The organism is Providencia xihuensis, from assembly GCF_041953405.1.
Lineage (GTDB): Bacteria > Pseudomonadota > Gammaproteobacteria > Enterobacterales > Enterobacteriaceae > Providencia > Providencia vermicola.
Window position 1 is genome coordinate 4,070,891 of the sequence record NZ_CP169565.1, and the last position, 19,209, is coordinate 4,090,099.

At 42.7% G+C, this 19,209-nt stretch carries 17 protein-coding genes, 1 tRNA gene and 1 pseudogene; 12 read left to right on the forward strand and 7 right to left on the reverse strand.

Annotation, left to right across the window (positions count from 1 at the left end; translation table 11 throughout):
* Positions 1 to 60: 60 nt before the first annotated feature.
* The 3 genes and pseudogenes from ACE2AL_RS18450 to ACE2AL_RS18460 all read right to left on the reverse strand — a co-directional run.
* Positions 61 to 294 (reverse strand): annotated as a pseudogene (locus ACE2AL_RS18450) (tyrosine-type recombinase/integrase); the annotation flags it as partial.
* Between the two features lie 101 nt (positions 295 to 395).
* Positions 396 to 1,661, reverse strand: a complete 1,266-nt coding sequence (locus tag ACE2AL_RS18455) for an integrase arm-type DNA-binding domain-containing protein (protein WP_206083284.1) — start codon at positions 1,659 to 1,661, stop codon at positions 396 to 398.
* Positions 1,662 to 1,977: 316 nt separating this feature from the next.
* A tRNA-Leu gene (locus tag ACE2AL_RS18460) sits at positions 1,978 to 2,062 on the reverse strand.
* A gap of 417 nt (positions 2,063 to 2,479) precedes the next feature.
* On the opposite strand from ACE2AL_RS18460, the gene ampH reads away from it, so the two are divergent.
* Positions 2,480 to 3,703, forward strand: coding sequence for a D-alanyl-D-alanine-carboxypeptidase/endopeptidase AmpH (gene ampH / locus ACE2AL_RS18465; RefSeq protein WP_206083283.1), 1,224 nt, complete (start codon positions 2,480 to 2,482; stop codon positions 3,701 to 3,703).
* A 363-nt stretch (positions 3,704 to 4,066) separates the two neighbouring features.
* Positions 4,067 to 4,570, forward strand: coding sequence for a hypothetical protein (locus ACE2AL_RS18470; RefSeq protein WP_375083754.1), 504 nt, complete (start codon positions 4,067 to 4,069; stop codon positions 4,568 to 4,570).
* Positions 4,571 to 4,625: 55 nt separating this feature from the next.
* Here ACE2AL_RS18470 and lptG read toward each other — a convergent pair whose 3' ends face one another.
* Positions 4,626 to 5,702, reverse strand: a complete 1,077-nt coding sequence (gene lptG, locus ACE2AL_RS18475; RefSeq protein ID WP_206083281.1) for an LPS export ABC transporter permease LptG — start codon at positions 5,700 to 5,702, stop codon at positions 4,626 to 4,628.
* Positions 5,702 to 6,799 (reverse strand): LPS export ABC transporter permease LptF, encoded by a 1,098-nt coding sequence (lptF, locus tag ACE2AL_RS18480; RefSeq protein WP_375083755.1) that lies wholly within the window; start codon positions 6,797 to 6,799, stop codon positions 5,702 to 5,704. The genes lptG and lptF overlap by 1 nt, the downstream gene beginning before the upstream one ends.
* Positions 6,800 to 7,138: 339 nt before the next feature.
* Here lptF and pepA point away from each other — a divergent pair, with 339 nt between their 5' ends.
* From pepA to ACE2AL_RS18500, 4 genes are all read left to right on the forward strand, one after another.
* Positions 7,139 to 8,650 (forward strand): leucyl aminopeptidase, encoded by a 1,512-nt coding sequence (gene pepA / locus ACE2AL_RS18485; protein WP_206083278.1) that lies wholly within the window; start codon positions 7,139 to 7,141, stop codon positions 8,648 to 8,650.
* A gap of 738 nt (positions 8,651 to 9,388) precedes the next feature.
* Positions 9,389 to 9,838: a DNA polymerase III subunit chi gene (locus ACE2AL_RS18490; RefSeq protein WP_375083756.1), complete on the forward strand. Its 450-nt coding sequence runs from the start codon at positions 9,389 to 9,391 to the stop codon at positions 9,836 to 9,838.
* Between the two features lie 35 nt (positions 9,839 to 9,873).
* Positions 9,874 to 12,744 (forward strand): valine--tRNA ligase, encoded by a 2,871-nt coding sequence (locus ACE2AL_RS18495; protein ID WP_206083783.1) that lies wholly within the window; start codon positions 9,874 to 9,876, stop codon positions 12,742 to 12,744.
* A 170-nt stretch (positions 12,745 to 12,914) separates the two neighbouring features.
* Positions 12,915 to 13,409, forward strand: a complete 495-nt coding sequence (locus tag ACE2AL_RS18500) for a GNAT family N-acetyltransferase (RefSeq protein ID WP_272682139.1) — start codon at positions 12,915 to 12,917, stop codon at positions 13,407 to 13,409.
* A 68-nt stretch (positions 13,410 to 13,477) separates the two neighbouring features.
* Here the strand turns inward: ACE2AL_RS18500 and rraB are convergent, their stop codons facing one another.
* Positions 13,478 to 13,891, reverse strand: a complete 414-nt coding sequence (rraB, locus tag ACE2AL_RS18505; protein WP_375083757.1) for a ribonuclease E inhibitor RraB — start codon at positions 13,889 to 13,891, stop codon at positions 13,478 to 13,480.
* A 162-nt stretch (positions 13,892 to 14,053) separates the two neighbouring features.
* Between rraB and argF the strand changes: the two genes are divergently transcribed.
* The 3 genes from argF to ACE2AL_RS18520 all read left to right on the forward strand — a co-directional run bounded on the left by argF (position 14,054) and on the right by ACE2AL_RS18520 (position 16,619).
* On the forward strand, positions 14,054 to 15,079 hold the full coding sequence (gene argF, locus ACE2AL_RS18510) for an ornithine carbamoyltransferase (protein WP_375083758.1): 1,026 nt from the start codon (positions 14,054 to 14,056) through the stop codon (positions 15,077 to 15,079).
* A 420-nt stretch (positions 15,080 to 15,499) separates the two neighbouring features.
* The gene (locus tag ACE2AL_RS18515; protein WP_206083270.1) at positions 15,500 to 16,003 is read left to right on the forward strand and encodes a fimbrial protein; all 504 of its coding nucleotides are present in this window, start codon (positions 15,500 to 15,502) and stop codon (positions 16,001 to 16,003) included.
* Between the two features lie 103 nt (positions 16,004 to 16,106).
* Positions 16,107 to 16,619, forward strand: coding sequence for a hypothetical protein (locus ACE2AL_RS18520; RefSeq protein ID WP_206083268.1), 513 nt, complete (start codon positions 16,107 to 16,109; stop codon positions 16,617 to 16,619).
* 12 nt (positions 16,620 to 16,631) lie between these two features.
* Here ACE2AL_RS18520 and ACE2AL_RS18525 read toward each other — a convergent pair whose 3' ends face one another.
* Entirely contained in the window at positions 16,632 to 16,892 is a 261-nt protein-coding gene (locus ACE2AL_RS18525) for a hypothetical protein (RefSeq protein ID WP_206083266.1), read from the reverse strand.
* A gap of 74 nt (positions 16,893 to 16,966) precedes the next feature.
* Between ACE2AL_RS18525 and pyrB the strand changes: the two genes are divergently transcribed.
* The 3 genes from pyrB (at position 16,967) to ridA (ending at position 18,901) form a co-directional block, all read left to right on the forward strand.
* Positions 16,967 to 17,902: an aspartate carbamoyltransferase gene (gene pyrB / locus ACE2AL_RS18530; RefSeq protein ID WP_206083264.1), complete on the forward strand. Its 936-nt coding sequence runs from the start codon at positions 16,967 to 16,969 to the stop codon at positions 17,900 to 17,902.
* A gap of 13 nt (positions 17,903 to 17,915) precedes the next feature.
* On the forward strand, positions 17,916 to 18,380 hold the full coding sequence (pyrI, locus tag ACE2AL_RS18535) for an aspartate carbamoyltransferase regulatory subunit (protein ID WP_206083263.1): 465 nt from the start codon (positions 17,916 to 17,918) through the stop codon (positions 18,378 to 18,380).
* A gap of 134 nt (positions 18,381 to 18,514) precedes the next feature.
* Positions 18,515 to 18,901 carry a RidA family protein gene (gene ridA, locus ACE2AL_RS18540; RefSeq protein ID WP_206083262.1) on the forward strand — a complete coding sequence of 129 codons (387 nt, stop codon included), beginning with the start codon at positions 18,515 to 18,517 and terminating at the stop codon, positions 18,899 to 18,901.
* Positions 18,902 to 19,209 lie beyond the last annotated feature (308 nt).

Sequence of the window (19,209 nt, forward strand, 5' to 3'; positions counted from 1 at the left end):
CGAATATAACCCATCTTACAAAGCCATCTGTACGTAAATGCGTACAGATGGCTATTTTAGTTACTTAAAATTCACTCTAACCACATTATCCAAGCTCCCCTCCAACTCATCCATGTAATCCGCATACCGCTGCATCATTTCTTTGTGCCCATCCATATACTGAACATGATTATACCTACCACGGATCGTATTCTTATCTATATGTGCGAGCTGGCTTTCAATCCATGCAGAGTTATATCCCTTCTCATGCAAAATTGTGCTCATCGCGTGGCGGATGCTATGTCCCGTAAGCCTTCATTTCTATTCCAACAATTCAATAACCTGATTTATTCTTACTTTACTGACCAGCCTTTGATGAGCATTTAGCAAGGTATGTAAAACTGTATCTGCAAGCCTCACACTATCTCATTGCCTAATTTAGCAAAACTAAACGGCGAAATTTCCCTTTCCCTATTCGCATCCAGATAATCAGCCCACCATTGCACCATCAGTCGTCTTTCCTCAATATGTTCAGCCTTATGAATATAAGCAGCTCTTACTGAATTACGTTCTTGGTGGCTCATTTGCCTTTCTACTGCATCCTTCGACCACAGCCCTGACTCGATCAGCGAACTACATGCCATAGTTCTAAAACCATGTCCACAGACTTCCGTCTTCGTATCATAGCCCATCACACGTAATGCATTGTTTACCGTGTTTTCACTCATGGGTTTTCTAGGGTTATGATCACCGATAAAGATCAGTTCGTGGTTACCGCTGAATTGATAGATATGTTTTAAGATCTCAATGGCTTGTCTACTTAAAGGAACTAAATGGGTTGTGCGCATTTTTGATCCGCGATGGGAGTATTTAACCCCTTCTATCGCTTCACGTTCAGCGGGGATCGTCCACATGGCATTTTCAAAATCGATTTCATCCCAACGGGCGAAACGCAGTTCACTGGAACGAATAAAGACTAATAAGGTGAGTTTGACTGCAAGTTTAGTTAAAGGTCTTCCTTTATAATCATCAATACGTTGTAAGAACTCAGGTAGGCGTTTAAGTTCTAAGGCTGCTCTGTGGACTCGTTTGCCTGTGGCGACTGCGCCAGCCATATCCTGCGCTGGATTATAGTCGATTAAACCGCTTTGTACTGCATAGCGCATAATAGCAGTCACTCGTTGCTGTAAACGTGCCGCCACCTCAAGACGTCCAGACATCTCTACGGCCTTGATAGGTTCGAGTAGATCACGGGTTTTCAGCTCGGCAATATTACATTTACCAATAGCAGCAAAGATATTGTCTTCAAGACTTTTGAGTACTCGGTGACTATGGCTCTCTATCCATTTTTTATTGGTCGCATGCCAATCACGAGCTACCTTCTCAAAGGTGTTAAATTCCTTTTGCTGTTCTTCCTTTAATTCTTTCTTGAGCTCGCGAGGATCGATACCTAAAGCGACTTGCTTTCTGGCAGCATCCCTTCTTTCTCTTGCATCCGCTAAAGAAATTTCAGGGTATACACCAAAAGCCATCAAGTGTTGTTTACCGCCAAAGCGAAAACGGAAACGCCAATATTTAGAACCATTGGGGTGAATATAAAGAAACAAGCCATCACTGTCTGTCAGTGTATAAGCTTTATCTTCAGGTTTAGCTGCACGAACTTTTGTATCGGTTAATGCCATATTCTTTATCCTCTTCACCACAGAGTGAGCATATAAACGAGATATCTCAGATTACAGTCGATGATTTCGAGTTACATAAACAACTAAGTATCTACGCCAAAGGCTGCGCCTGCATTGCTTTAGCATTGGTAATTCGAGATATAATGAGTATACAAACATTATCGAAGCGAAGATATACTCAGTTATATACTCACTCGGAGGTTGATGTGGGTTGAGTTAAGTTGACATACATTGACTGAAAACGCGGGGGAAGCCTTGCAAATACTGGATTTTAGATACAAAAAAAGACGTCAGTTGACGTCTCTTGATGTTCTTATGGTGCCGAAGGCCGGACTCGAACCGGCACACCCGAAGGCGGTTGATTTTGAATCAACTGCGTCTACCAATTCCGCCACTCCGGCACTGAAGTGATGTGTTTCTTGGAAAACGCTGCCATTATACTTGCCTTGTGTCTACTGGCAACACTTATTCGTGCAAGGAGCGATTGTTCGATTAAAAATAAAGCATATTGAACAATAATATCGTGTGCGAGTAGGAAAGCTTCTTTTGTTTATATATTCATTTATGAGTATGTTAGTTTTTTGCTAATTATTTTTATCGTATCCATGCTTGGGTGGCTAGCGATAGCCTATTATTTTTGTTAGTTTAACCGCAATCTAGTGCAATGTTGAAAGGCTTTATCATGGGTTTTGTTGGGTGGATAGCAACAGGTATCTTTATTGGCATCTTAATTGGTGTGGTGATGAAGATTTTCGCTAAGAAAAAATAAGATTGGCTGAAAAGCCACTTACAAACAATCATATCGGCTGGCTCCAAACATGAAGAAATCATTTCTAAAAATTCTGTCTGTATCTGCGTTGTCCCTTGCTTTAATGGCATGTTCAACCAAGACAGAGAAAACACCTAAGTTTTTACAAGGTAATGATGTTGAATCCTCAGATTGGCAGGTTTTTGAGGGAGATAGAAGGACTTACGAGCGCGTCGCTAAGATTGTCGATTTATATGCTAATCGTATTTTTAATGAAAGTGATGCGCGAGGTATGGCGATTATTGTTATCGATAATAACCAAACGTTATCTCGTTATTATGGGGAAACTGCACCGGGTAATGGAAAAAAACCCGGCCCAAATTCATTAATTCGCATAGCATCAATTACCAAATTAATGACAAGCGAAATATTAATTAAGCTTGAGCAAGACAAAAAACTGCTAATTACAGATCCACTACAACAGTATGCTTATCAAGGTGTTACCGTGCCTGATAACGCCAGTGGGCAGCCAATTCGCTTATATCATCTTGCTAGCCACACCAGTGGTTTGCCGCGTGAACAACCTGGTGGAAAATGGGGTCGCCCTGTGTTTATTTGGCCGACACAAGATAACCGCTGGACATGGCTAAAAACAGGCAAGTTAGATGCAACACCAGGAACAGAAGCCTCCTATTCCAACCTTGCTTACGACTTATTAGCTGACGCGATGATAAAAGCCACTGGACAGCCATACCCGCAATTATTTAGCCACTATGTCACCTCACCTGCAAAAATGACAGAAACCACCTATACCCCAAGTAATGCGCAATGCGCCCGTTTAATGGAAGGGACTAAACCAAGTCCTTGTCATAACACCCTTGCGGCGGCTGGCAGTGGCGGTGTGTACTCAACCCCTGCGGATATGCAAAAGTGGATGCAACAGTTTTTATCCACTGATACTAACCTGCGTAAAGCTACAGCTGCGCGAGAACAGGGTATTTATTTCCCTCGTGAAAAGCTGTTAGAAATTAAAGGAATGGATGTTGCGGGTCATGCTGATGGGTTAGGCCTTGGTTGGGTGTATATGAAACCGAAAAATGGCATTCCTGGCATTTACCAAAAAACAGGTGGTGGTGGTGGGTTTAATACCTATATGGCGATGATTCCACAACAAAATATTGGGGTCTTTGTGGTGATGACGCGCAAGGATAGCAGCAAATTTAGTAAGTTAACTATTGGCGTCAATGACCTGGTCGCATCCCTCTCATCTAACCATGCGTATGGAAAACATTGAAAGGGTACCGTCGACGCTTTACAGGCAATGGCGAGCTATACCCCTACCCTAAGACGCGGATTTACCCGAGTTCTCACGTTAATTGCAACAACAGCCTGATCCATTCAGGCTGTTCAGACTGCTGACAAACCGATGAGGTTTGACTGCAGGTTGGATAGGTTTTGAAAATAAATTAGGAAAATCAATTTATTGATTTTCGGCTGATAACACAAAGCAGGAAAAACCACGCTTTTATCTTGCTTTGTCAACAACCTCAACAGCCTGATCCATTCAGGCTGTTTTCCTTCTAGCGATTTGTATAATACGTAATCCAATCTAAGCGATATTCTTGAAACCTCTTCGAAGACAAAGACAGGAATCAAGATGAAAATCGCTTCTATTTTATTACCTCATGTACTCCGCCCCAGCGCCACTAAGCAAGGAAACGTCTCTGAATTAGTGCAGCAGCTCAGAAAGATCTGCAATCACCAAAATGCTTTTCCTGCCCCTAAGAAACCCACTAGTATCGAAATAGACCTTAACCAATTAAATTGTCATCAATTAAAAACATGTAAAATTAAGCTGGAAGACACAAAAGAATATAAGCAATTGGTCAGTGATACACGCCAACAAGTACAGAAAGAATTTGCAAAAAAAGAGTGGGAAAATGCCTACTCTATTCAGCAATCCTACACAGCCAATGGTGGTATTTTCTCTTATGCGCAGCAATTAGCCAATAGAAGCGGTTCGAACGTTATTGGCGTTAAAGGGGAATATATCAGGGCAACGGAAGGAAATAAGCAGCAATACATCTTGTTTCGGCCACAAACTAAATTACTCGAACTCATCAGCAACTTGGGTAATTATTTTCTGAGTAAATGGCAATAAAAGAAAAAGGCTGTGAAATCCGAAGACCCACAGCCTTTTATCAATAACAAAACGATTATTTTCGTTTGACTAATAAGACAATACTGACAATTAAGAACAGTAAACTTGGCAAGATAGCAGCAATAATGGGTGGAACCGAATAGACAAGGCTCCAGTTACCAAACCCTTGGTTTAGCACGTAAAATAAGAAACCGCCGACAATCCCCGATACGACTCGCACACCCATGGGTACGGTACGTAATGGCCCAAAAATAAAGGAAACCGCCATTAACATCATGACCGCCGCAGACAATGGAGCTAAGATTTTTTTCCACAAACTCAGCTCATATACCGCCGCCACTTGGCCGCTCTCTTTAAGGTATGAGACGTATTGATACAGTCCGCGGATTGATAACGAATCCGCATTCAGAGAGACAATTCCCAGTTTTTCAGGGGTCAGATTCGTTTTCCAATCAACACTAAGTCGTTGTGAACCTGTGATTTTTTTCTCACTGCTTAAAATTGACTCATCCACTTGAGATAACACCCACTGCTGATTAGCGGTATCATACTCACCACTTGAAGCAAACATCACCGATTTTAATTTTTGTTGTTCATCAAAGCGATAAACAGAGATGTCTTGGATCGATGTTGAATTGTTAATGCGCTGAATATGGATGAAGTCACGACCATCTTTCGCCCACATTCCTTCATCTGTCACGACTAACGAGTTACCGACAATTTTTTCTGCACGGTAATTTCGCGCCCATTGCTCACCCGCGGGCGCAACCCACTCGCCAATAAACATCGCGACAATCACCAGAGGAATAGCCGTTTTCATGACAGACAAGGCGATTTGCAAGCGTGTAAAACCCGAGGCTTGCATAACGACTAATTCACTACGCGAGGCCAATGCGCCAAGCCCCATTAAAGCACCTAGTAACGCAGCCATCGGAAAGAAAATGTCGATGTCTTTTGGTACGGTCAAGAGGGTGAACACCCCTGCACTCAATGCAGTGTAATCACCATCACCGACTTTGCGAAGCTGCTCGACAAATTTAATGATCCCAGACAGCGAAACCAATAAAAATAGCGTCACCAAAATGGAATTTAGGATGGTTCGCCCGATATATCTATCTAAAACTCCAAACATCAAGCTGCCCCTTTACTCAATTTAAGACGCATACGGCGCATTGGGACTGTGTTCCACGCATTGAGGATCACCGCCAAGACCAAGTAGCCTAAATTCACCGCCCACATAGTATAACGCGGGTCAATATCACCCTTATCTGCACTATTACGTAAGGTACTTTGCAGCAAGAAGAAAATTAAATACAGCAACATTGCAGGCAACATACTGAGCACGCGCCCTTGACGCGGGTTCACTTCACTTAATGGCACCACCATCAAGGCCATGACCACCACAGAGAAAACAATCGTCAAGCGCCAGTGAAACTCTGCATTGACTTCTGGGGTATTTTCCTCCCACAGTTGCAGCATATTTTTTTGCTCAACACGGTCATTACGTGTTTCACCTGATTGATGATCCACAATTGCTTGATAATTCACAAAATCTGTAATACGAAAATCTCGCAGCAATGCCGTTCCTTCGTAGCGAGTTCCTTCATTAAGAACAACCACTTGGCGACCGTCTGGATCTTCTTTCATATAGCCGCTATCTGCCACGACAACTGAAGGGCGCTGTTCGTTCGCCGCACGTAACTGGGCGAGGAAAACATTTTTAAAGTTGCTTCCTTTAACATCACCAATATACAGCACATAGTTGCCATCTTTTGTGGTTTTAAATTGCCCTTCCACCATTGCCGCAAGCCCTGGATTTGCTTTTGCATCCGCAAGCACTTGTTCTTGATATTGCGATGACCATGGCAACATCCATGTAATATTGGCAATCGCGACCATGGCGGTGATCGCGGCAAGAACTAACGCGGCTTTAACTAACACACTTTTGCCCAAGCCACAGGCATGCATCACCGTAATTTCGCTTTCAGTGTAAAGTTTACTGTATGTCATCAATAGCCCAAGAAATAGGCTTAAAGGCAAGATAAGCTGCGCCATTTCAGGCACACCTAACCCCAACAAAGGAAGTACTAAGTTTGAGGGAATATTGCCCTGAACAGCTGCGCCCAGAATGTCTATCGACTTCTGGCTAAAAAAGATTAGCATCAATACAAAAAGTATGGCTAACTGACTTTTCAGGGTTTCCCGTACCAAATATCTAATAATGATCACGCTTATTACGCCTGTGAAAACTTGTCTTTTGGGAAGAAAATGGCTAAGTTCGTTAAATGTCTGCCATTTACTAACATATACTCTGGTTTATTGTATGGCTAGAATGATATAAAAGCATTCTCTATACTGATTGAAATATCAGAACATGCTTAATATTCGTGAAACCAGATATACTTGCCATACTTCACGTTGTTTCGCGATAAACAGCATACAACGTGAGTTATTTCGCGTATAGATGGTTAGTTTAACATAAAGAGTTTATTCTCTATGAGGTAGATCATGCGAAACGCTAATTTTAGCGGGAGCATCGGCCTTTGTCTTTAAGATTCAGGAGAACGCATGGAGTTTAGTGTAAAAAGTGGTAGCCCGGAGAAACAACGCAGCGCATGTATCGTTGTCGGTGTCTTTGAACCACGCCGTCTGTCCCCAATTGCTGAACAGTTGGACAAAATCAGTGACGGATATATCAGCGCCCTGCTGCGCCGTGGCGAACTTGAAGGTAAAGTAGGTCAATCCCTGCTACTCCATCATGTGCCTAACGTTCTGTCTGAACGCATTCTACTTATCGGTTGCGGTAAAGAACGCGAGTTAGACGAGCGCCAATTTAAACAAATTATTCAGAAAACAATTAGTACTCTGAATGAAACAGGCTCAATGGAAGCTGTGTGCTTCCTAACTGAATTACATGTAAAAGGCCGTAATAACTACTGGAAAGTCCGTCAAGCCGTCGAAACTGCAAAAGAATCGCTGTATGTGTTTGATCAACTGAAAAGTAATAAAACAGAACATCGCCGTCCACTGCGTAAATTGGTGTTTAATGTACCAACTCGCCGTGAACTGACCAGCGGTGAGCGTGCAATTTCTCACGGTCTGGCTATCGCCTCGGGTGTTAAAGCCGCTAAAGACTTGAGCAATATGCCGCCAAACATCTGTAATGCGGGTTATTTAGCGTCTCAAGCACGCCAATTAGCAGACCTTTCAGACAGCAAACTGACCACTCGCGTGATCGGTGAAGAACAAATGAAAGAATTGGGTATGAATGCCTATCTCGCAGTGGGTCAAGGTTCACAGAATGAATCCCTGATGTCCATCATGGAGTATAAAGGCAATCCAGACCCAGAGAGCAAACCAATCGTTCTGTTAGGCAAAGGCTTAACCTTTGACTCAGGCGGTATTTCAATCAAACCTGCCGATGGCATGGATGAAATGAAATACGATATGTGTGGTGCCGCGTCTGTTTACGGTGTGATGCGCTTCATCACTGAGTTACAGTTGCCTATCAACGTGATTGGGGTACTGGCTGGCTGTGAAAACATGCCAGGTGGCCGTGCTTATCGCCCTGGTGATATTCTCACAACCATGTCAGGCCAAACGGTTGAGGTGTTAAATACCGATGCGGAAGGTCGTTTAGTGTTATGTGATGCGCTGACCTACGTTGAGCGTTTTGACCCAGAATTGGTTATCGATATCGCAACCCTAACAGGTGCGTGTGTGATTGCTTTAGGTAGCCACTACACCGGTTTGATGTCGAATCATAATCCTCTGGCGCATGAGCTGTTAAATGCCTCTGAGCAAGCAGGTGACAGAGCATGGCGCTTACCGTTAGCGGATGAGTATTTTGACCAAATCACGCCGAACTTTGCGGATTTAGCGAATACGGGTGGGCGTCCAGCGGGTGCAATCACTGCGGGCTGCTTCCTATCTCGTTTTGCGACCAAATATAACTGGGCGCACCTCGATATCGCAGGAACAGCATGGCGTTCAGGCGCAGCGAAAGGGGCAACAGGTCGCCCTGTTTCCATGTTAGCGCAGTTCTTATTGAACCGTGCTGGCTTAAATGGTGACGAATAATCCCGTTTAGGTGAAATCGCTGTACTTCGTCCATAAAAATATCCCGATGAGCAATAGCGATTCGGGATATTGTTTTTTTGGTTTTCACTACACGCATAAAGCCATTTTGAGGCAGCCACAAAAAAGGATATAATTCAGCATAGATATCATCTTGCGCTAGGCGACTTAAAAAGTGTCGCCAACACCCCTACAAATTGAAGGATAGCCATTTAAGCTATACCCTAAATAATTCAGTTTGTAGGTAGGCGGCAAGGGCCTGAGGCCTTAGATGCAGACAAAAGACTGTGACTAAGGTGAAAGCGCGAAGCCAACACCCCTACAAATTTAAGTATGGCATTTTTAGCTATACCCTAAATAATTGAATTTGTAGGTAGGCGGCAAGGGCCTGAGGCCTTAGGTGCAGACAAAAGACTGTGACTAAGGTGAAAGCGCGTAGCCAACACCCCTACAAATTGAAGGATAGCCATTTAAGCTATACCTTAAATAATTCAGTTTGTAGGTAGGCGGCAAGGGCCTGAGGCCTTAGATGCAGACAAAAGACTGTGACTAAGGTGAAAGCGCGAAGCCAACACCCCTACAAATTTAAGTATGGCATTTTTAGCTATACCCTAAATAATTGAATTTGTAGGTAGGCGGCAAGGGCTTGAGGCCTTAGGAGCATACAAAAGTATGTGACTAAGGTGAAAGCGCGAAGCCAACACCCCTACAAATTTAAGTATGACGGGTATAACGGGTATTATGAAAAAAGGTACATTCTATCAACTTAACCAGCCCTCCCCACAAGCTGAATACGAAGCCCACGAATGGTTAGCGTGTGAGCTTGCCGCACAAATGTGGCGTCATGGGAAGCGGGTTTTGATTGCTTGTGAAACACAGCAGCAAGCCGAAAAGATTGATGAAGCTTTGTGGCAACGTGACCCTCATCAGTTTGTGCCGCATAATTTGGCTGGAGAAGGCCCACGTTATGGTGCGCCTATTGAAATTTGTTGGCCTGCAAAGCGGGGTAATACGCCGCGGGATATTTTGATTAATTTGCAGTCGAAGTTCGCAGATTTTGCAACAGCTTTCCATGAAGTGATAGACTTCGTACCTATTGATGAAACTTTAAAACAGTTGGCGCGTGAACGGTATAAAACATACCGTAGCGTCGGCTTCAATTTGACTATGGCGACGCCGCCAACTTACTGAATATAAAGACGATGGAAAAGAAACCAGATAGCCCAATGAATGAGCCTTCGCTCGATAAAACCTATAACCCCGCAGAGATTGAGCAAAACTTGTATGCTCATTGGGAGAAAAGCGGTTATTTTAAACCTAATGGGGATACCACCCAGGACAGTTTCTGTGTCGTCATTCCACCACCGAACGTCACGGGTAGCCTGCACATGGGGCACGCTTTCCAACAAACTATCATGGATACCATGATCCGTTACCAGCGTATGCAAGGTAAAAATACCTTATGGCAAACGGGTACTGACCATGCGGGTATCGCAACCCAGATGGTGGTTGAGCGTAAAATCGCGGCAGAAGAAGGTAAAACTCGCTACGATTACGGTCGTGAGCCGTTCATCGACAAAATTTGGCAGTGGAAAGCAGAATCAGGCGGCACAATTTCCCAACAAATGCGCCGTTTAGGTGACTCTGTTGATTGGGATCGCGAGCGCTTCACCATGGACGAAGGTTTGTCCAAAGCGGTTAAAGAAGCTTTCGTACGCATGTACAAAGAAAATCTGATTTACCGTGGCAAACGCCTGGTTAACTGGGATCCCAAACTGCATACCGCGATTTCTGACCTTGAAGTCGAAAACCGTGAAATCAAAGGTTCCATGTGGCACCTGCGCTACCCTCTGGCTGATGGCGCAAAAACGGCTGAAGGTAAAGATTATTTAGTGGTTGCAACCACTCGCCCTGAAACCATGTTAGGGGATACGGGTGTTGCAGTTAACCCCGAAGATCCACGTTATAAAGATTTAATTGGTAAAGAAATCATTCTACCAATTATTAATCGCCGTATTCCAATTGTGGGTGACGAACACGCAGATATGGAAAAAGGCACAGGCTGCGTGAAAATCACCCCAGCTCATGACTTTAATGACTATGAAGTGGGTAAACGCCATCAGTTAACCATGATTAACATGATGGACTTAGACGGTAACGTTCGTCACGAAGCGGAAGTTTTTGATACTAACGGGCACCCATCTACCGCGTACAGCTGTGAAATTCCTGAAAACTACCGTGGAATGGAGCGTTTTGCTGCACGTAAAGCCATCGTTGCTGAATTCGATTCACTCGGCTTATTAGTTGAAGTTAAACCACACGATTTAACCGTACCTTATGGCGACCGCGGTGGTGTTGTTATCGAACCAATGCTAACTGACCAATGGTACGTGCGTACTGCACCTTTAGCGAAAGACGCTATCAAAGCCGTTGAAGATGGCCGAATTCAATTCGTCCCACGCCAATACGAAAACATGTATTTCTCTTGGATGCGCGATATTCAAGACTGGTGTATTTCTCGCCAATTATGGTGGGGTCACCGCATTCCTGCATGGTATGATGAAAAAGGCAATGTTTACGTCGGTCGCGATGAAGACGAAGTTCGCCGTGAAAATAATTTATCGGCAGATGTTGCACTGCGCCAAGACGAAGACGTGCTGGACACCTGGTTCTCATCAGGCCTATGGACGTTCTCGACACTCGGCTGGCCAGAAAATACCGATGCCCTGAAAACATTCCACCCAACAGATGTATTAGTCAGCGGCTTCGATATCATTTTCTTCTGGATTGCCCGTATGATCATGATGACCATGCATTTCATCAAAGATGAAAACGGCGAGCCACAAGTACCATTTAAAACCGTCTACATGACAGGTCTTATTCGTGATGAAGAAGGCCAAAAAATGTCGAAATCCAAAGGGAACGTGATTGACCCATTGGATATGATTGACGGGATTTCACTGGAAGACCTGCTAGAAAAACGTACGGGCAACATGATGCAGCCACAACTGGCTGAAAAAATTGCTAAACGTACTCGCAAAGAATACCCAGAAGGTATCGAAGCTCATGGTACTGACGCCCTGCGTTTCACCTTAGCTGCACTGGCTTCAACGGGTCGTGACATCAACTGGGATATGAAGCGGTTATCTGGCTACCGTAACTTCTGTAATAAGCTTTGGAACGCAAGCCGTTTCGTGCTGATGAACACAGAAAATCAAGATTGCGGCCAAAACGGGGGCGAAATGAGCTTCTCATTAGCCGATCGCTGGATCATGGCAGAGTTTAACCAAACGGTTAAAGCTTACCGTGAAGCGTTGGATACCTATCGTTATGATATCGCAGCGAATATCCTGTACGATTTCACATGGAACGAATTCTGTGACTGGTACTTAGAGCTGTCTAAACCTGCGGTTCATAAAGGTAACGAAGCCCAAGTTCGTGCAGCACGTTTCACGCTGATTGAAGTGCTTGAAGGCTTACTGCGCCTTGCACACCCTATCATTCCGTTTATCACTGAAACTATCTGGCAGCGGGTGAAAGTGGTTAAAGGCATCGAAGCCGATACCATTATGTTACAAGCGTTCCCTGAATTTGATGCGGCGAAAGTGGATGAGCTAGCGCTCAACGACCTTGAGTGGATCAAAGAAGCGATTATTGCAGTACGTAATATTCGTGCTGAAATGAATATCTCCCCAGGTAAACCACTGGATGTCATGCTGCGCGGCGCTTCAGCAGATGCACAACGTCGCGTTGAAGAGAACCAAAACTTTATCAAATCGATGGCTCGCCTTGCAACAATCCGTGTTTTAGCGGACGGTGAAGAGGCTCCTGTGTCTGTGACCAAACTGGTTAACGGTGCAGAGCTGTTGATCCCAATGGCGGGCTTAGTCGATAAAGACGCAGAATTAGCACGCTTAGATAAAGAGCTGGAAAAAGTCACGAAAGAAATCGACACTATCGAAAGCAAGCTGGCCAATGACGGTTTTGTCAGCCGCGCACCTGCTGCGGTTGTCGAAAAAGAACGTGAGCGCCTCGCTGCCAATATTGAAGCGAAAGCGAAAATTGAAGCGCAGAAAGTGACGATCGCCTCTTTATAATCATTGATTAATCAATCAGTTTGAAAGCCCTTATTCGTTCGCGGATAAGGGCTTTTTCTTGCTGACTAATTCGCGTATCATTAAAAGACTGCGTTCGCAGTTCTCAGATTGAAGTGCCCTTCAGGTTCTCTCTACACTGAGTTGTACACAATAATAATCAAGAGTTTCACATGACAACACAAAACTACAAAGTTCGTCTTATCGAGCAACAAGACAATGCAGGGATTGCCGCAGTAATCCGTGAGGTTTCTGCAGAACATGGTTTAACCGCGGACAAAGGCTTCGCAGTGGCTGATCCTATTTTAGACACCTTATTTGAAGTTTATAGCCAACCACGTAGCGCTTATTGGGTGGTGGAAATGGATGGGGAGATTGTCGGGGGTGGCGGCGTGTCACAACTGGCAGGCGGTGATGATAAAACAGCTGAACTACAAAAAATGTATTTGTCTTCGGTTCTACGTGGCAAAGGCTTAGCGAAGCAAATTGTGTTGATGTCATTAGAGTTTGCCAAATCACAAGGCTATACTCGCTGCTATTTGGAAACCACAAAAGAACTACAAGCAGCCATTAAGCTGTATGAAAAGTTAGGCTTTGAATTTATTGATGAAGCTCTCGGAAGCACAGGCCATAGCGACTGTGAAATTCGCATGTTGAAGGCGTTATAGTTCTGTCATAAACAAAAAAGGATAGTTTTTAGCTATCCTTTTAAGTATTTGAACGATGTGACTAATAATTAATGAATGCGGTCTTCTGGTTCGATATCGTCACCGTCTTCATCATCATATTCGGCATCTGGATCTTCAAAATAAGTGCCCCAACCATCGTAGTTGACGCCCATTTTTTCAGCCAGTTTCATTAATTGCTCAACTTGTGCATCAATTAATTCTGCATTTAATGCACTTTCACTGATTACATCACAGCACATTAATGTTTCACCCGTTTCGATTTCGAGCTCTTCTGCGTCTGTCACTTCATAGCCCAGTTTGAACGCTTCAACCGCAGCTTTTTCTAATAACGCAAAGTTATCCGCTGAAAAGTGATGCTCAATGGCATACAATGCGTCAGGATCGCTGCCATCTTCCAGTAATTCTTCGATAATTAGACGAGTTTCTTCGTACTGCGCGTCGAGTTCCGCTTTATCAACCATATCCACACCCCTTATTCCATTATCGCTATTCTCTGCGCCATTCTCCCATAGGGTTAACAGTGAAACCATACTTTTCAGAATAATTCTTTTTCATTGGGGGTTGATTTTGAATTTTTATGAATATAAATTGAATATTAATTCAATCAAAAAAGGCTGCATTTTATGAATCCCCTCTATAGTAAGCATTTTCTAAGATTATTAGATTTCACCTCTAACGAAATTCATTCACTGTTAAAGCTTTCAGCATGGTTAAAATCAGAAAAAAAAGCAGGTACAGAGCAACCTCTGCTTGCGGGGAAAAATTTTGCTCTGATCTTTGAAAAAGACTCCACTCGTACCCGTTGTGCTTTCGAAGTCGGTGCCTTTGATCAAGGGGCTAGAGTCACCTATTTAGGGCCTTCAGGCAGCCAAATTGGCCACAAAGAAACCATGAAAGATACTGCAAGAGTCCTCGGTAGGATGTATGACGGTATCCAATATCGGGGCTTCGCACAAAGCACCGTTGACGTACTAGCCTCACACTCGGGAGTGCCTGTATGGAATGGACTAACTAACGAATTCCATCCCACACAGTTATTAGCCGACCTACTTACCGTACAAGAACACCGACCAAACACCCCATTTTCTGAAATCAAATTTGCATACTTAGGCGATGCACGCAATAACATGGGTAACTCTATGTTAGAAGCTGCCGCACTGACGGGGTTAGATTTACGTTTAGTGGCGCCTAAAAGCTGCTGGCCTGAGCAAGCGTTGATTGATACTTGCCTAGACGTTGCCAAAACCACAGGGGCAAAAATCACGCTCACGGAAGATGTTGCCGAAGGGGTTAAAGGTGCAGACTTTATTTACACGGATGTGTGGGTGTCGATGGGTGAAGCCAAGGAAGTTTGGGCGCAAAGAATTAACCTGTTAAAACCGTATCAGGTCAATATGGATGTAATTAAGTTAACAGGTAACCCGAATGTCAAATTCCTACATTGCTTACCTGCATTTCACAATGAAGACACCAAACTCGGCGCGCAATTGGCGAAAGAATTCAATATGTACGGCGGTTTAGAAGTCACCGAGGACGTGTTTGAATCCCCTTATAGCATTGTTTTCGACCAAGCAGAAAACCGTTTACACACGATTAAGGCCGTGATGGTAGCAACATTAGCACCTGAGTTACCTAATAATATTTTCTAAACTCCCCCCTCAACGCCAGCTATTGGGTTGAGGGGATAACAACAACCGCATTGGGTCAAAAATCCCCTCTAAAAAAACTATAAGGTTTTTGCATTCTATTTTAATATCGTTTTCAGTTTAAATAACTTAACACATTTAACTTATTTTAAATAACCCATGAAAATTAACCATAAAAGATAAAATAATACTTACGTAATTAAACGTGCAATTTAAAATTAAATTATTAAATTAAAAAAATATCATTAAGTACTTATGCTAGAAATTTAAACCAACTAATCTACTACAGTTTAAAAAAAGAATTTAACCTTGTATTGCTCATTAAACCAAAAATTATATCTTTATTTTCACTATCTCTCTTCAATAAAAATAATATATTGACTAAAATATTTAATCTTAATATTAATTAAAAGGAATTTTTTCATGAACTTGCTAAAAAAAAGTGGTTTAGCATTGCTTGTCTGTGTCTCTTTACCTGCTCTATCCGCTGTTCAAAATATGCCAATTAATATTAAAGGCACATTCTCTAATGTTACCCAACCTTGTACTGATGCTAAGCTTGAAAGTACCACGGCTTTCGGCGCGATTAACACGCTAGAAAAAGTGGGTGATGAAACATCCTACAGAAGTTCAGGATATTTAAACTTTACCTGCGAATTTCCTGCCAACGCAAAGTTAACGTTCAGTGCCAATAATGCACCAAATGCACCTGATGTATTTAAAACATCGAGTGATGCTTTTGGTGTTAAATTAAAATACAACAGCACTGAAGTAAAACCTGGTCAGTCTAATGATATTAAAATTAGTCAAGGTACTAACCATATTACTTTCCAGACAAGTATGAAACGCTTATCCGCCAACAGTCCAAATGATTTTGGTAACCATACTTTTGATATCATCGGTAATTTAGCTATTACTTACCAGTAATATATCATCTCTACATTTTGAACTGAGTAACATTATCACTCAGTTCAAAATGTTTGATACTAATAAATGAGTAATAACGCTTATTTTATTTGAGATATTTATAATGCATGCCATTAAATTAAAAATATTTATTCCATCTATATTATTATTCGGTATTACACCTTACTCTTTATCTGCAACACAAAATATGCCTATCCGTATTAATGGAACATTTTCAAATGCCCCATTATTGTGTCAAATTACCGATAACTCTTCTTTTTCAAATTTTACTCATGGGCCTATTTCCTCTAAAAAAATGGGGCAAGAAACTGGAACACACAAAATTCCGCTTTCGATTGACTGCAGAACAACAGTGAGTGCGCAGTTATCATTTACAGCCCCTGCAAGTGTCCATTCTAGTCAGCTATTCCAGACTTCAAGTAAAGCGCACGCCGTCAAACTGAGTTGGCAGGGAGAGGCAATCCTACCAAATAAAAGCGTTGCTATTACGATGACTCAAAACCAAAAAATTTATTATCTCGATGCAGCACTCGTGAGAATCGCTCCAAATACTGTTGGAGATTATGGCGAACACTCGTTTAACCTCGCAGGAAATTTGGCGATAGATTACCCATAAATAATTCCCCGACTATAACGACGGCGGAAATTTTTCCATCTTGCTGATTTTTAATTTTTTATCTGCTTGCTTAATTTTCAATCTAAAAACAAAAAATAAAAAAAATTTATTTTTCTTTATGCAAACGCTTGCGTCAGCGAGAGACATGCGTATAATGCGCCACAATTTGTCGGGAGAAACCATGAACGCTGCTGTTGTATTTTTTACACAGAACACCTCCAACGCACTGCCTTCGAGCGGTCTGGACAGCCTGTTTTTCCCCTCCGTATTCATAAAAAAGCCCCTCATTGAGGGGCTTTTTTTTGGCCTATAGACCTAACATGTCTTGCTGACAAAGGAGAACAACCATGCCGAATCCTTTATATCTTCGCGATATTATTTCGATTAACGATTTAGACCGCTCAGACCTTGAGCTTGTGCTCAACGTGGCTGCGTCATTAAAAAAACAGCCACAACCTGAATTTCTAAAACATAAAGTCGTTGCGAGTTGTTTCTTTGAAGCATCAACGAGGACCCGTTTATCATTTGAAACGGCGATCCACCGCTTAGGTGCTTCAGTCGTAGGGTTCTCTGATAGCACAAATACATCGTTGGGGAAAAAAGGCGAAACGTTAGCGGATACGATTTCGGTTATCAGCCAATATGTTGATGCAATCGTGATGCGTCATCCTCAAGAAGGTGCGGCACGTTTAGCTAGCCAGTTTGCTGGCAAAATCCCTGTTATCAATGCGGGCGATGGTTCTAACCAGCACCCCACACAAACGCTACTGGATTTATTTACTATCCAAGAAACACAAGGCCGCTTAGAAAACTTACAAGTGGCAATGGTCGGTGACCTAAAATATGGCAGAACAGTACACTCACTGACGCAGGCTTTATCTAAGTTTGAAGGCAATCACTTCTACTTTATCGCACCAGAAGCACTATCCATGCCAAACCATATCTTGCATATTTTGGAAGAAAAAGGGGCGACTTACAGCCTGCACAATAACATTGATGAAGTCATGCCAGAGTTAGATATTCTGTATATGACTCGCGTCCAAAAAGAGCGCCTCGACCCATCTGAATATGCCAATGTAAAAGCGCAATTTATCTTGCGTGCTGAAGACCTGCACTCGGCAAAATCGAATCTAAAAGTCTTGCACCCACTACCACGTATCGATGAAATCACAGTCGATGTTGATAGCACCCCTTATGCGTATTACTTCCAGCAAGCAGGTAACGGCATCTATGCACGCCAAGCGTTGCTATCACTGGTTTTAAATAAAGAATTGGCTATCTGAGGAGGACAACACCATGACACACGACCATAAACTACAAGTTGAAGCCATTAGCCACGGTACGGTTATCGACCATATTCCTGCTCAAATTGGTTTTAAGCTACTGAAATTATTTAAATTGACCAAAACAGATGAGCGCATAACTATTGGGCTAAATTTACCCTCTAGTAATCTGGGTAAAAAAGACATTATCAAAATTGAGAATACCTTTTTAACCCCTGAACAAGCCAACCAACTGGCGATGTACGCGCCTGAAGCGACCGTAAACCGTATTGAAGATTACCAAGTTGTTGAAAAATTAGAATTAACGTTGCCAGAGCATATTGATAACGTACTGGTATGCCCAAATAGCAACTGCATTAGCCACAATGAACCCGTTTCAAGCAGTTTCCGCGTGAAAAAAGTGGGCAAAGAAGTCGCTCTGACTTGCCGTTTCTGTGAAAAAGAGTTCGATAGAGACGCCGTGATCAATAATCAATAGGTTATTTCAGCGTAGACTTCGGTGTTGTCTGGGCGCAATCCGTGTTTTAATAGCGCCTAATAGCCATAAAAATGTGGCTCAGTCTAGGTTATATTAGGTGAGTCGCTTCTCTTACGTGATGAAACGGAGTAATTATGTCATACGAAATCAATACAGAAAACGCACCCGCAGCCATTGGCCCATACGTTCAAGGCGTTGATTTGGGTAGCATGGTTATCACTTCAGGCCAAATCCCTGTTGATCCAAAAACAGGGGAAGTGCCTGAAGATATCGCTGCACAGACTCGCCAATCACTGGCTAACGTCAAAGCAATCTTAGAAAAAGCAGGCTTAACCGCAGCAGATATCGTTAAAACCACTGTATTCGTTAAAGACTTAAATGACTTTGCAACAGTCAATGCAACCTATGAAGAATTCTTCAAACAACACAACGCACCATTCCCAGCACGTTCTTGTGTTGAAGTTGCTCGTCTGCCAAAAGACGTGAAAATTGAAATTGAAGCCATTGCCGTTCGCAAATAACGCTTAATTCAATATAGACACCCCATGATATCTGTGGGGTGTTGTTCTCCCCAATCCCCTTATTCCTGCTTATTGCCTTTCTCAAATACTGCGTCACATCCATTAACCGCGTCGAAACTTAAGTGAAACTTTTTTATTACCCATAAAATTATTTATTTTCAGCGCCCCGCTTTGGATATTCAGGCACTTAATTATTTTCTTTGTTTTGGATCAAACTAATGTCAGCTAAAAAAAAGCAATAACCTATATATTGTGCTTTAATTACCAACATAGACACAATATGTAGTATTTATTCACATTTTATCCAC